The organism is Streptomyces sp. NPDC023157 (assembly GCF_055560575.1).
In genome coordinates this window covers 452,550-464,944 of record NZ_JBVHIL010000002.1, presented here as the reverse complement: position 1 = coordinate 464,944, position 12,395 = coordinate 452,550, and the positions used below count along the sequence as shown (strand labels likewise).

The window sequence follows — 12,395 nt, the reverse complement described above, 5'->3', positions numbered from 1 at the left end:
TTTCATCCGCACGGCCCAGCGTGGTTCAGCCCTCGTGTGCCCGGTCCGGCGCCTCCCATGTGAACGGGCCGCGCCCCAGCTGGGCCCGCACCGGCACCACCGGCTCGTTCACCAGCGAGCGGCGCTGCCAGTTGGCGCCGTCGACCACCAGGGTGTGCCCGCTGACGAACCGGGCGTACGGGGAGGCCAGGAAGGTCGCGGCCCAGCCCAGCTCGCGGGGCTGCCCCACCCGAAGCGCGGGCTGGCGCAGCTCCGGGTGTCCGGCCCGGTCCAGGCTGGCCCGGACCGCCGGCGCCATCTCCTCGTGCGGCATCAGCCCCGGCACCAGGCCGTTGACCTGGATCCCGTACGGTCCCCACTCCACCGCCAGGGTCTCCGTCAGGTTCTTCACCCCGGCCTTCGCCGCCGCCGAGTGCGCGTACCCGGGGCCGCCGGTCCAGGCGTAGGAGGCGCCGACGTTGACGACCGAACCGGGCGTCCCCGCGGCCAGGTGCCGCCGGGCGAACTCGCGGGTGGTGAACCAGGTCCCGGAGAGCGTGATGTCCACGACCGCCCGCCAGCCGTTGGGCGACAGCTCCTCCGCCGGTACGGGGAAGTTGGCCGCCGCGCAGTTCACCAGGACGTCCGGCCGGACGCCCAGCGCCGCCTCGCAGGCGTCCATGACCCCGGCGATCCGCTCCGGGTCCCGGATGTCGCACACCCCGGTCACCACCCGCGTCCCGGCGACCGCCGCCAGCTCCTCACGGGCCGCCGCGAGCCGCCCGGCCGTGCGCCCCAGGATGGCGAGATCGGCGCCGAGCCGCGCGAACTCGGCGCCGATCGCCTTGCCGAGACCCGAGCCCCCGCCCGTCACCAGGACCACCCGGCCCTCGAACGTGCCCGCCGGCAGGGCGCTCGCGCCGAGCGGCGGAGGGGCGGGCAGACCGGGTGTGCCGGTCGACCCCTCGTGTGGTGCGTCTCTCGTCTCCTCCATGGGGCATCGATAGCGTGCCCGCGTCGAGAAATGAAGACCCGTCAGGCCGCGGAACCCGCCGCCTTCCGGTCCAGGTCGGACAGGAGCAGGTCCCCGTTGACCGCGGCGGCGGCCCGGTAGCCGCCGCTCGCCGCGTTGACCACCTGCTCGTGCGCGCCGATCGCGTTCCCCGCCGCCCACACGCCCGGCACGCTGGTACGCCCCGTCTCGTCCACCGCCACGAAGGCGCCGAACGGCGTCTCGCGGGTGTCCGCGCCCAGCGCCGTGAGCAGCCCGTCGCGGGGGACCGGCCGGGGGCCCACGAACAGCACCTCGCGCGGCACGGTCCGCCCGTCGGCCATCCGTACGCCCGTCAGCCGGTCCTCCTCGACGACGAGACCCGCCACCTCGCCCGTCACGACCGTCACACCGGCCGCCGCGAGACGCGCGGCGTCCTGTGCGGAGGGGGCCGCGGCCGTGTGCAGGAAGAGGGTCACGTCGGCGGACCACTGCGAGACCACCAGCGCCTGGTGGGCGGGGAGTTCCGGGTGGGCGAGCACGCCGAAGGCCCGGTCCCGGACCTCCCAGCCGTGGCAGTACGGGCAGTGGATCACGTCCCGGCCCCAGCGCCCGGCGAGCCCGTCGAGCTCCGGCAGCTCGTCGACGAGCCCGGTCGTGACGATCAGCCGGCGGGCCCGGACCCGGCGCCCGTCCGCCAGGGCGAGCGCGAAGCCCCCGGCCCCGTCCGGCGTCGCGGCGGTGACCAGGCCCTCGGTGCGCTCCACCCCGTACGCGGCGATCTCCCGCCGTCCCGCCTCCAGGAAGGCGGCCGGGCTCATGCCGTCCCGGGTGAGGTAGCCCTGCATGTGGGCGGCGGGCGCGTTGCGCGGCTCGCCGGCGTCGACCACCAGGGTGCTGCGCCGGGCCCGGCCGAGGACCAGGGCCGCGCTCAGTCCTGCCGCGCCACCGCCGACCACCACGACGTCGTACGTGTCACGGATCCGCTCGTTGTCGTTCATGCCGCGAGGGTCAGGCGCGGCATGCTCGCTTGACAAATGAAGTTGCCGTTTCTGCAATAGGCGCATGACCACCGAAGACGACGACCGCGTCGACGCCGTGCTGAACGAGGTCGGCCCCCGGCTGCGCCGCATCCGGCGCGAGCGCGGGGCGACCCTGGCGGAGCTCTCCACCACCACCGGCATCTCCGTGAGCACCCTCTCCCGGCTGGAGTCCGGGCAGCGCAAGCCCAGCCTGGAGCTGCTGCTGCCGATCGCCCGCGCCCATCAGGTGCCCCTCGACGAGCTGGTCGGCGCCCCGCCGGTCGGCGACCCCCGGGTGCGGGCGAAGCCGATCGTCCGGCACGGGCGCACCATGTACCCGCTCACCCGCCAGCCCGGCGGACTCCAGGCGTACAAGGTCGTCCAGGAGCCCGGCGCCGAGGCGGGCGAGCCGCGCGTCCACGAGGGGTACGAGTGGCTGTACGTGCTCTCCGGCAGCCTGCGGCTCGTGCTCGGCGACCACGACGTGGTGCTCGGCTCCGGTGAGGCCGCCGAGTTCGACACCCGGGTGCCGCACTGGTTCGGGCCCGCCGGGGACCGGCCGGTGGAGTTCCTGAGCCTGTTCGGGCCGCAGGGGGAGCGGATGCATGTGCGGGCGCGCCCCAAGAAGTCCTGAGCCGGGCCGCGCCCGGAACGTCCCGCCTGACCCTGCCCTGTGGGTGGACGGCGCCGATTTCCGGGCGCGGCCTGTTCCGCCAGCCCAAGCGACCGCTTAGTATGCCGACATCGCTCCGAAGAACCGCGCAGGACCGACGACGGCTGCTGGAGGCCCCCGATGCAGGCATGGCGAGTGCACGAGAACGGCGAACCGGGCGAGGTGATGCAGCGCGACGAGGTCGAGCGTCCGGTGCCCGGCGACGGCCAGGTCCTGCTCAAGGTCCGTGCCACCGGCATCAACTTCCCCGACGCGCTGCTGTGCCGGGGGCAGTACCAGGTGCGGCCCCCGCTGCCCTTCACGCCCGGCGTGGAGATCTGCGCCGAGACCGAGGACGGGCGCCGGGTGATCGCCACCCCCGCCCTCCCGTACGGCGGCCTCGCCGCGTACGCGGTGGCCGACGCCACCGCCCTGCTGCCCGCCCCCGAGGCCCTCGACGACGCCGAGGCCGCCGCCCTCCACATCGCGTACCAGACCGGCTGGTTCGGCCTGCACCGCAGGGCCGCCCTCCAGGAGGGCGAGACCCTGCTCGTGCACGCCGCCGCGGGCGGCGTCGGCAGCGCCGCCGTCCAGCTCGGCAAGGCCGCGGGCGCCACCGTCATCGGCGTCGTCGGCGGCGCCGACAAGGCCGCCGCCGCCCGCGCGCTCGGCTGCGACACCGTCGTCGACCGGCACGCCGAGGACGTCGTCGCCGCCGTCAAGGAGGCCACCGGCGGCCGGGGCGCCGACGTGATCTACGACCCCGTCGGCGGCGCCGCCTACCAGCAGTCCGCCAAGCTGGTGGCCTTCGAGGGCCGGATCGTCGTCGTCGGCTTCGCCAGCGGCACCGTGCCCGCCCCCGCCCTCAACCACGCCCTGATCAAGAACTACTCGATCCTGGGCCTGCACTGGGGCCTCTACAACCTCAAGGACCCGGCCGCCGTCCTGCGCTGCCACGAGACCCTCACCGCGCTCGCCGCCAAGGGCCTGATCAAGCCGTACGTGAGCGAGCGGGTCCCCTTCGACGGCGCGGCCGACGCCGTGCAGCGGGTCTCCGAGGGCGTCACCACCGGCCGGCTCGTCGTCCTCCCGGAAGGAGCCCGCGCATGACCGGCACACCCCCCGGCGCCGACGCCCTGACCGAGCGCGTCCGCCGGCTGCTCGCCGAACACCCGCCCGCCACCACCGCCCGCACGGACTTCCTGAGGGCCCGCTTCGACGCCGGACTCGCCTGGGTGCACTACCCCGTCGGGCTCGGCGGACTCGACGCCCCGCGCTCCCTCCAGGCCGTCGTGGACGCCGAACTCGCCGCCGCCGGAGCCCCCGACAACGATCCGCGCCGGATCGGCATCGGCCTCGGCATGGCCGCCCCCACCCTCCTCGCGTACGGCTCCGAGGAGGTCAAGGAGCGCTTCCTGAAGCCGCTCTGGGTCGGCGAGGAGGTCTGGTGCCAGCTCTTCAGCGAGCCCGGCGCGGGCTCCGACCTCGCCGCGCTCGGCACCCGCGCCGTGCGCGACGGGGACAGCTGGGTGGTCAACGGGCAGAAGGTGTGGACCTCCAGCGCCCATGTGGCCCGCTGGGCCATCCTCATCGCCCGCACCGACCCGGAGCAGCCCAAGCACCGGGGCATCACCTACTTCGTCTGCGACATGACCGACCCGGGCGTCGAGGTGCGGCCGCTGCGGCAGATCACCGGCGAAGCCGAGTTCAACGAGGTCTTCCTCACCGACGTCCGCATCCCCGACTCCCACCGCCTCGGCGCGGTCGGGGACGGCTGGCGGGTCGCCCAGACCACCCTCATGAACGAGCGGGTCTCCATCGGCGGCGCCCGCATCCCCCGTGAGGGCGGCATGATCGGCAAGGCCGCCGGGTCCTGGCGCGCCCGGCCCGAGCTGCGCACCCACGACCTGCACCGGCGGCTGCTCGACCTGTGGGTGGACGCCGAGGTCGCCCGGCTCACCGGCGAGCGGCTGCGCCAGCAGCTCGTCGCCGGCCAGCCGGGGCCCGAGGGCAGCGCGATGAAGCTGTTCTTCGCCCGCCTCAACCAGGACATCAGCGGCCTGGAGGTGGAACTCCTCGGCGACGAGGGCCTGTTGTACGGGGACTGGACGATGGTCCGGCCCGAACTCGTCGACTTCACCGGGCGCGACGCGGGCTACCGCTATCTCCGCTCGAAGGGCAACTCGATCGAGGGCGGTACGAGCGAGGTGCTGCTCAACATCGTCGCCGAGCGGGTCCTCGGTCTGCCCGCCGAGCCCCGCAACGACAAGGACGTCGCCTGGAAGGACCTCGCGCGATGAGCGACCTGCTGTACTCCGAGACCGAGGACGACCTGCGCGCGGCCGTCCGCTCCCTGCTCGCCGACCGGGCGGGCCCGCAGACCGTGCTCGGCCGGATCGAGAGCACGGACCCGTACCCGCCGGGCCTGTGGGAGGCGCTCGGGGGCGGCATCGGCGCCGCCGGGCTCCTCGTGCCCGAGAAGCTGGGCGGCCAGGGCGCGGGCCCCCGCGAGGCGGCCGTCGTCCTGGAGGAGCTCGGGCGGGCGGTGACCCCGGCCCCGTACCTGACGAGCGCGGTGGTGGCGACCACGACGCTGCTCGCCCTCGGCAGCGAACAGGGCCCCGCCGCGGAGCTGCTGGGCGCCCTGGCGAACGCCGAACGCGTCGCCGTCCTGGCCGTCCCGTTCTCCACGGCCCCGGACGGACACCCGGCGGGCGCGGGCCCGGACGGCTCCTCGGGGCCGACCGTCCCCGCCGTCCCCGACGCGGTCGCGGCCGACGTCTTCCTCGTCCCGCGCGCCGACGGCCTGTACGCGGTCGACGCCTCGGACGCCGTCGTCACCCCGCGCTCCTCGCTCGACCTGACCCGGCCGCTCGCCACCGTCGACCCGGGCGGCGCGGCGGGCACGCGCCTCGCCGACGCCGGAGCCGCGCGCGAGGCGGTGCGGCGCGGGCTGCTCGCGGGTGCCGGACTGCTCGCCTCCGAGCAGCTCGGGCTCGCCGAGTGGTGCCTGGAGGAGACCGTGCGGCACACCAGGGAGCGGCACCAGTTCAACCGGCCGGTCGGCTCCTTCCAGGCGCTGAAGCACCGGATGGCCCAGCTCTGGCTGGAGCTGGTGGGCGCCAGGGCGGTGGCCCGGGCCGCCGCCGACGCGCTCGCGACCGGTGCCGAGGACGCCGCCCTGACCGTGGCCGTCGCCCAGGCGTACTGCTCCAAGGTGGCGGTGCGCGCGGCGGAGGAGTGCGTGCAGCTGCACGGCGGCATCGGGATGACCTGGGAGCACCCGGCCCACCTGGCGCTGAAGCGGGCCAAGTCCGATGCCGTCGCCCTGGGTTCGGCGGGCCGCCACCAGGACACGATCGCGGCCCTGGCGGACCTGCCGGCTCCCGCGTAGGGGCCGGTAAGGGGCCCTCTTTGTTCGCACCCCTTTACCTGCTGTTTAATTGCAAGCTGTTCGCAATAACAGTTGATCTTCAAGAGGGGTGTGGACACCATGACCGCCCGATCCATACGCGGCGCGGCCGCCGCGACGCTGGCCGGAACACTGGCCCTCACCGCGGCGGCCTGCTCGACCCCCGGCGGCGCCGCGGGCTCCGGCGGCCCCAAGGACGCGGCGGTCGTCGGCATCGCCTACGAACCCGAGTCGCTCAGCCCGCTCCTCGGCTACGGCAAGGACGGCAACTCGAAGATCTTCGACGGGCTGCTCGCCCTCGACGCCGACATGAAGCTGCGGCCCGCCCTCGCCACCGCGCTCCCCACGGTCAGCGCCGACGGCCTCACGTACACCTACCGGCTGCGCAAGGGCGTGACGTTCAGCGACGGGCAGCCGTTCACCGCGAAGGACGTCGTCTTCACGTACCGCACGGTGCTCGACCCGAAGACCAACAACGCCTCCCGGACCGAGCTCGACGCCCTCAAGGACGTCCGCGCCGTCGGCGACGACAGCGTCGTGTTCACCCTCAAGTACCCCTACGCGCCCTTCGCCCAGCGGACCGTCCTCGCCATCGCCCCCGAGCACGTCGCGGGCCGCCAGGACGTCAACACCGGCCCGTTCACCACCCGCCCGATCGGCACCGGGCCGTACGTCCTCACCGGCTGGTCCAAGGGCGAGAAGCTCACCTTCAAGGCCAACCCCGGCTACTGGGGCGGCGAGCCCGCCGTGAAGAAGTTCACCATGGCCGTCATCAAGGACGACGACGTCCGCGCCACCCGGCTGCGCGCCGGCGACCTCGACGCCGCCATCCTGCCGCCCGCCCTCGCCGCCGGATTCGCCCACGACAAGGGCCGGAAGACCTACGCGGCCAAGACCTACGACTACCGCACGGTCACCCTGCCCACCCACCACGAGGTCACCGGCGACACCGCCGTCCGCCGCGCCCTCGACGTCGCCGTCGACCGCCAGGCCATGGTCGACAAGATCCTCGAAGGCGCCGGGAAGCCCGCCTACGGGCCCGTCCCCACCGACAGCCCCTGGTTCGCGAAGGGCACCGAGCGCCGCCACGACCTCGCCGCCGCCGGGAGGATCCTCGACGCGGCCGGCTGGAAGCCCGGCCCCGACGGAGTCCGCGTCCGCGACGGCGTCCGCGCCTCCTTCCCGCTCTGGTACCTCTCCGGCGACAAGCTGCGCCAGGACCACGCCCTCGCCTACGCCTCCGACGCCAAGAAGGCCGGCATCGAGATCAAGGCCCAGGCCGGCACCTGGGAGGTCATCGAGCCCCGCATGAAGACCGACGCCGTCCTCGCCGGCGGCGGCTCGCCCGGCGACCCCGACTTCGACCAGTACCTGCTGCTCACGTCCTCCCTCGCCGGCGACGGCTTCAACAACATGGCCTGGTACGCCGACAAGACCGTCGACCGGGCCCTGGAGGACGGCCGACGGACGAACGACCCGGACCGGCGCCGCGCCGCCTACGACACCGTCCAGCGCGAACTCGTGAAGAACCCCGGCTACACCTTCCTCACCCACATCGACCACCTGTACGTGGTCGACGACCGCTGGGACACCGCCTCCGGCGGCCTGAGCACCCAGGTCGAGCCGCACGACCACGGCCTCGCCTCCGGCCCCTGGTGGAACGTCGAGAGCTGGAAGCCGAAGCAGTGAGCCGCCGCCTCCCCTGGGGGGCCATGGCCCGCATGACGGGACGGCGCGCCCTGGCCGCCGTCCCGGTCCTGCTCGGCGTCACCCTCGCGGTCTTCGCCGTCGCCGAGGCCTCCCCGTTCGACCCCGTCAAGGCCTACGCCGGCACCGCCGGACTCACCGCCTCCCAGGAGAACCTGGACCAGCTGCGCGCCAACCTCGGCGTCGACCGGCCCCTCCTCACCCGCTGGTGGGAGTGGCTCGGCGACGCCGTCACCGGCGACCTCGGCCAGTCCGGCGTGATGCGCCAGCCCGTCGCCGACGTCATCGCCGAACGCGTCGGCTGGTCCGTGCTGCTCGCCGCCACCGCCTTCCTCGTCGCCGTCACCCTCGGCACCGCCCTCGGCGTCCTCGCCGGACGCCGCCGCGGCGGCCTCCTCGACCGGGCGGTGAGCTCCGCCGCGTACACCCTGGAAGCCGCCCCCGCCTTCTGGCTCGGCCTGCTCGCCATCTGGTTCTTCGCCCTCCGGCTCGGCGCGCTGCCCGCCGGCGGACTCACCGACACCGGCAGCGACACCGTCACCGCGGGGCAGGTCGCCGGCCACCTCGTGCTGCCCGCCCTCGTCCTCGGCGTCTCCCAACTGCCCTGGTTCTTCCTCTACGTACGCCAGGGCGTCGGCGACGCGCTGGAGGAGGACCCGGTGCGCGGCGCCCGCGCCCGCGGCCTCGCCGAGCGGACCGTCCTCACCGGCCACGCCCTGCGCTCCGGCATGCTGCCCATGCTCACCCTGATCGGCTCCCGGGTCCCCGAACTCATCACCGGCGCCCTCCTCGTGGAGACCGTCTTCAGCTGGCCCGGCATCGCCGCCGCCACCGTGCAGGCCGCCGTCTCCGTCGACTTCCCGCTGCTCGCCGCGCTCACCGTGCTCGCCACCGCGGCCGTCCTGCTCGGCAACCTGCTCTCCGACCTGCTGTACGGGCTCGCCGACCCCCGGGTGGGATTCGATGGCTGACACCGACCTCACGACCCACGGCATCCGCAAGCCCCTTGGGCCGCGCAGGAGCGCCCCCGCCGACCGCACCCGGCGGGTCCGGCTGTGGAGCTCCGCGCTCGTCACCGGCGCCGTCGTCCTCGCCGTCCTGCTCGTCCCGCCCCTCGTCCACCTCGACGAACAGGCCGTCGACCTCGGCGGCAAGCTGCTGCCGCCGTCCTGGAAGCACCCCTTCGGCACCGACGACCTCGGCCGGGACCTCCTGCTGCGCTGTGTCTACGGCCTGCGGATCTCGCTCCTCGTCGGCCTGGTCGCCGCCCTCGTCGCCACCGTCATCGGGACGGCCGTCGGCGCCGCCGCGGGCGCGCTCGGCGGCCGTTTCGACCGCTTCGTGATGCGGATCGTCGACGCCTTCTCGTCCGTGCCGCACCTGCTGCTCGGCATCTTCATCGTGGCCATGTTCCGGCCCGGGGTCTGGCCCGTGATCGTCTCCGTGGCGCTCACCCACTGGCTGTCCACCGCCCGGATCGTGCGCTCCGAGGTCCTGTCGCTGCGCTCGCGGCCCTTCGTGGACGCCGCGATCTCCGGCGGCGCCTCCCGGTGGCGCGTCGGCGTCCGGCACCTGCTGCCCGCCGTCCTGCCGCAGGCCGGGCTCGCCGCCGTCCTCATGGTGCCGCACGCCATGTGGCACGAGTCGGCGCTCTCCTTCCTCGGCCTCGGCCTGCCCAGCCACCAGGCCAGCCTCGGCAACCTCGTCCAGACCGCGCGCTCCTCGCTGCTCGCCGGCGCCTGGTGGCCGACGCTCTTCCCCGGGCTGCTGCTGATCGTGCCGACCCTCGCCCTCGCCGGCCTCGCCGGGATCTGGCGCGACCGGCTCAACCCGCGCCGCCGATCGGAGCTGACGCTGTGACCGGGAACCCCGTGAACCCGCAGATCGCGCGGGCCCTCGCCGCCGTCACCGCCGAGCGGGCCGAGGACGCCGTGCTGAGCGTCCGGGGCCTGACCGTGCGCTTCCGGCTGCGCGGCGGACGGAGCGTCGCCGCCGTCACCGACGCCGACTTCGACCTGGCGGCGGGGGAGTGCCTCGCCCTCGTCGGCGAGAGCGGCTGCGGCAAGTCCGTCCTCGCCTCCGCCCTCCTCGGCCTCCTCCCGGGCAACGCCGAGACCGCGGGCAGCGCCCTCCTCGACGGCACCGACCTGCTCACCGCCGACGAACGCACCCTCGCCCGCACCGTACGGGGACGCCGCATCGGTCTCGTCCCCCAGAGCCCGGCCGCCCACCTCACCCCGGTGCGCACCGTACGGGCCCACCTGGAGGAGACCGTCCGCGCCCTGACCGGCACCCCGCGGCGCGGCCGCCGGGCCGCGGCCGAGGCCGCCGCCGCACGGGCCGCGTTCCCCGCCGGACACCTCGACCGCTACCCGCACGAGCTCTCCGGCGGACTCGCCCAGCGCGCCGCCACCGCCCTCGCCCTCATCGGCGACGCGCCCCTGCTGCTCGCCGACGAGCCCACCACCGGCCTCGACCGGGAACTCGTCAACCGCACCGCCGACGAACTGCGCCGCCACGCCGACGACGGCAAGGCCCTGCTGCTCATCACCCACGACCTGGCCGCCGCCCGGCGGGTCGCCGACCGGGTCGCCGTCATGTACGCCGGGCGCATCGTCGAACTCACCTCCGCCGCCCGCTTCTTCGGTGCCCCGGGCCCCCGCCACCCCTACGCCCGCGGACTGCTCGACGCCCTCCCGGAGCGGCAGTTCACCCCGATCCCCGGCCTCCCGCCCGAACTGTCCGACCTGCCGGAGGGCTGCGCCTTCGCCCCGCGCTGCGCCCGGGCCACCGCGGCCTGCGCCGTCCGGCCCGACGCTCTGGCGGGCACCGCCTGCCACCACCCGTGGGGAGCCGAGGATGCTTGAACTCCATGACGTCACCGCCGGGTACGAGCGGCGCGCGCCGGTCCTGCGGGACGCCTCGCTCACCGTCGCCCCCGGCGAGGCCGTCGGCCTGCTCGGCCCCAGCGGCTGCGGCAAGTCCACCCTGGCCCGGGTCGCCGCCCTGCTGCACCGCCCCGACGCGGGCCGGGTCCGCGTCGACGGCACCGAGGTACGGTCCTGGCGCCACCGTGCCCCCCGCGCGCTGCGCACCTCGATCGGGGTCGTCTTCCAGCAGCCCCGGCTCTCCGCCGACCCGCGCCTGCGCCTCGCCGACCTGATCGCCGAGCCGCTGCGCGCCACCGGCCGGCGCGCCGAGATCCCCGAACGTCTCGCCGCCCTCACCCCCGCCGTCGGGCTCACCGGCGACCTGCTGGGCCGCCGCCCCCACGAGGTCAGCGACGGGCAGTTGCAGCGCGCCTGCCTTGCCCGCGCCCTGGTGCTGCGACCCCGCTGGCTGATCTGCGACGAGATGACCGCGATGCTCGACGCCTCGACCACCGCCGCCCTGGTCGGCACGGTGGAGGCCTACCGGGCGGAGACCGGCGCGGGCCTGCTCGCCGTCGGGCACGACCGGGTGCTCCTGGAGCGCTGGTGCGACCGCACGGTGGAGTGGGCCGACTGCCTGGCCGCCGGAGCCCCGGGAGAGAATGCGGCATGACCAGCCCCTGGACCCCGCTGCCCGACGCCCACCCCCTCGGTGGCATGCGCCCCGTCCTGGAGGCGTCGGACGCGGTGCTCGGGCATGAACCGCGGGGCGGGTACGAGGACCGCTGCTGGGTGCTGCACACCGTCCACGACGGGGACCGGCGGCTGCGCTGGCACGAGATCCTCGCCGGCGCGAGCCGGCCGCCCCTCGCCGAGTGGCCGAAGACCCCCTCGTACCTCCTCTTCGAGGGCATCGAGGGGCGGGACACCTGGGACGGGCCCTCGGACGGGGAGATCGACCGTGCCTGCCTGGAGCGGCTCGTCACGCTGCTCGCCCGGCACGGCGCCGACGGCCCGGACACGCCGTGCTACGCGGCCCAGGCGCCGATCGAGGACCTCGGCACGTCCGCCCCGGCCCGCGCGGGGCGGCTCGCCGACGCGCCCGCCCACCACGACCACTGCTCGGGGCGGAGCGGCGAGGCCTGGCTCCAGTTCCCCGCCAACTGGTGGGCGGTGGACGGGTCCTGGTTCGTGCTGACCGACTGGGACCTGTGCGCCACCGAGGTCTTCGGCCCCGCCGGGCTGATCGCCGCGCTCCTGGCCGACGAGGAGCTGGAGGCCGTACGCCACCCGAGCATCGCCGAGACCTGGGCGCGGGACTGACGCGCGCCGGGGCGCGCTGAGGAACGCCGAGGCACGGCCGGGGCGGACGCCGGGGAACGGCCGCGGCGGACGCCGGGGAACGGCCCGATTCGGAATGTCACCCGGATGGGCGCGCCGCCATACCGCCGTCCGGATCGTCCGGTCCGCCACACTGTCGGCCGAACGCCGCAATCCGGTGCGGTGCGAGGAGGTTTGGGCGATGGCCGTTTCCGTTTCCGTACTGCTGCTCCTGCTGGTGCTCGCCGTCATCTTCCTGCGCAGTGGCGGCCTGAAGGTCTCCCACGCGCTGGTCTGCGGGCTGCTCGGCTTCTTCCTGGCCAGCACGAGCATGGCGCCCACCATCCAGAACGGGGTCGCCGCCACCGCCAACGTGGTGTCCAGTCTGCGGCCCTGACCTGCGTCCGGCGGATCGTTTCCGGACCGTGAAGCGCGCGTGAAA

13 protein-coding genes are annotated in these 12,395 nt (G+C 75.0%); 11 read left to right on the top strand and 2 right to left on the bottom strand.

All coding sequences use genetic code 11. The annotated features are described in order from the left end of the window. Positions 1-25: 25 nt before the first annotated feature. Together ACZ3ZE_RS07735 and ACZ3ZE_RS07730 are read right to left on the bottom strand one after the other, a co-directional pair. Positions 26-973, bottom strand: coding sequence for an SDR family oxidoreductase (locus tag ACZ3ZE_RS07735; protein ID WP_467257921.1), 948 nt, complete (start codon positions 971-973; stop codon positions 26-28). Positions 974-1,014: 41 nt separating this feature from the next. Beyond that, a complete protein-coding gene (locus ACZ3ZE_RS07730) occupies positions 1,015-1,971 on the bottom strand; it encodes an NAD(P)/FAD-dependent oxidoreductase (RefSeq protein WP_361624447.1) in 957 nt (318 codons plus the stop codon). 64 nt (positions 1,972-2,035) lie between these two features. Between ACZ3ZE_RS07730 and ACZ3ZE_RS07725 the strand changes: the two genes are divergently transcribed. From ACZ3ZE_RS07725 to ACZ3ZE_RS07675, 11 genes are all read left to right on the top strand, one after another. Further along, positions 2,036-2,626 carry a helix-turn-helix domain-containing protein gene (locus tag ACZ3ZE_RS07725; protein WP_361173604.1) on the top strand — a complete coding sequence of 197 codons (591 nt, stop codon included), beginning with the start codon at positions 2,036-2,038 and terminating at the stop codon, positions 2,624-2,626. Between the two features lie 159 nt (positions 2,627-2,785). Then, positions 2,786-3,754, top strand: a complete 969-nt coding sequence (locus ACZ3ZE_RS07720) for an NADPH:quinone oxidoreductase family protein (protein ID WP_361173607.1) — start codon at positions 2,786-2,788, stop codon at positions 3,752-3,754. Then, entirely contained in the window at positions 3,751-4,944 is a 1,194-nt protein-coding gene (locus ACZ3ZE_RS07715; RefSeq protein ID WP_363291087.1) for an acyl-CoA dehydrogenase family protein, read from the top strand. Before ACZ3ZE_RS07720 ends, ACZ3ZE_RS07715 begins: the two co-directional genes overlap by 4 nt. After that, positions 4,941-6,038, top strand: a complete 1,098-nt coding sequence (locus ACZ3ZE_RS07710; RefSeq protein WP_361624444.1) for an acyl-CoA dehydrogenase family protein — start codon at positions 4,941-4,943, stop codon at positions 6,036-6,038. The genes ACZ3ZE_RS07715 and ACZ3ZE_RS07710 overlap by 4 nt, the downstream gene beginning before the upstream one ends. A 99-nt stretch (positions 6,039-6,137) precedes the next feature. Beyond that, positions 6,138-7,745 (top strand): ABC transporter substrate-binding protein, encoded by a 1,608-nt coding sequence (locus ACZ3ZE_RS07705; RefSeq protein WP_361173616.1) that lies wholly within the window; start codon positions 6,138-6,140, stop codon positions 7,743-7,745. Next, positions 7,742-8,734: an ABC transporter permease gene (locus ACZ3ZE_RS07700; RefSeq protein WP_442305320.1), complete on the top strand. Its 993-nt coding sequence runs from the start codon at positions 7,742-7,744 to the stop codon at positions 8,732-8,734. The genes ACZ3ZE_RS07705 and ACZ3ZE_RS07700 overlap by 4 nt, the downstream gene beginning before the upstream one ends. Next, the gene (locus tag ACZ3ZE_RS07695; protein ID WP_467257918.1) at positions 8,727-9,623 is read left to right on the top strand and encodes an ABC transporter permease; all 897 of its coding nucleotides are present in this window, start codon (positions 8,727-8,729) and stop codon (positions 9,621-9,623) included. The genes ACZ3ZE_RS07700 and ACZ3ZE_RS07695 overlap by 8 nt, the downstream gene beginning before the upstream one ends. Before the next feature lie 11 nt (positions 9,624-9,634). Continuing rightward, a complete protein-coding gene (locus ACZ3ZE_RS07690) occupies positions 9,635-10,630 on the top strand; it encodes an ABC transporter ATP-binding protein (RefSeq protein ID WP_467258547.1) in 996 nt (331 codons plus the stop codon). After that, positions 10,623-11,306 carry an ABC transporter ATP-binding protein gene (locus ACZ3ZE_RS07685; RefSeq protein WP_363291085.1) on the top strand — a complete coding sequence of 228 codons (684 nt, stop codon included), beginning with the start codon at positions 10,623-10,625 and terminating at the stop codon, positions 11,304-11,306. The genes ACZ3ZE_RS07690 and ACZ3ZE_RS07685 overlap by 8 nt, the downstream gene beginning before the upstream one ends. Next, positions 11,303-11,956, top strand: coding sequence for a hypothetical protein (locus ACZ3ZE_RS07680; protein ID WP_361173628.1), 654 nt, complete (start codon positions 11,303-11,305; stop codon positions 11,954-11,956). The genes ACZ3ZE_RS07685 and ACZ3ZE_RS07680 overlap by 4 nt, the downstream gene beginning before the upstream one ends. A gap of 199 nt (positions 11,957-12,155) precedes the next feature. After that, positions 12,156-12,350, top strand: coding sequence for a hypothetical protein (locus ACZ3ZE_RS07675; RefSeq protein ID WP_361173631.1), 195 nt, complete (start codon positions 12,156-12,158; stop codon positions 12,348-12,350). Positions 12,351-12,395 lie beyond the last annotated feature (45 nt).

Bases quoted from the DNA above. Each gene is read 5' to 3' on its own strand.
- ACZ3ZE_RS07680 (WP_361173628.1), top strand. From the start codon at position 11,303: ATGACCAGCCCCTGGACCCCGCTGCCCGACGCCCACCCCCTCGGTGGC.
- ACZ3ZE_RS07715 (WP_363291087.1), top strand. From the start codon at position 3,751: ATGACCGGCACACCCCCCGGCGCCGACGCCCTGACCGAGCGCGTCCGC.
- ACZ3ZE_RS07710 (WP_361624444.1), top strand. From the start codon at position 4,941: ATGAGCGACCTGCTGTACTCCGAGACCGAGGACGACCTGCGCGCGGCC.
- ACZ3ZE_RS07720 (WP_361173607.1), top strand. From the start codon at position 2,786: ATGCAGGCATGGCGAGTGCACGAGAACGGCGAACCGGGCGAGGTGATG.
- ACZ3ZE_RS07685 (WP_363291085.1), top strand. From the start codon at position 10,623: ATGCTTGAACTCCATGACGTCACCGCCGGGTACGAGCGGCGCGCGCCG.
- ACZ3ZE_RS07725 (WP_361173604.1), top strand. From the start codon at position 2,036: ATGACCACCGAAGACGACGACCGCGTCGACGCCGTGCTGAACGAGGTC.
- ACZ3ZE_RS07705 (WP_361173616.1), top strand. From the start codon at position 6,138: ATGACCGCCCGATCCATACGCGGCGCGGCCGCCGCGACGCTGGCCGGA.
- ACZ3ZE_RS07695 (WP_467257918.1), top strand. From the start codon at position 8,727: ATGGCTGACACCGACCTCACGACCCACGGCATCCGCAAGCCCCTTGGG.
- ACZ3ZE_RS07675 (WP_361173631.1), top strand. From the start codon at position 12,156: ATGGCCGTTTCCGTTTCCGTACTGCTGCTCCTGCTGGTGCTCGCCGTC.
- ACZ3ZE_RS07730 (WP_361624447.1), bottom strand. From the start codon at position 1,971: ATGAACGACAACGAGCGGATCCGTGACACGTACGACGTCGTGGTGGTC.
- ACZ3ZE_RS07735 (WP_467257921.1), bottom strand. From the start codon at position 973: ATGGAGGAGACGAGAGACGCACCACACGAGGGGTCGACCGGCACACCC.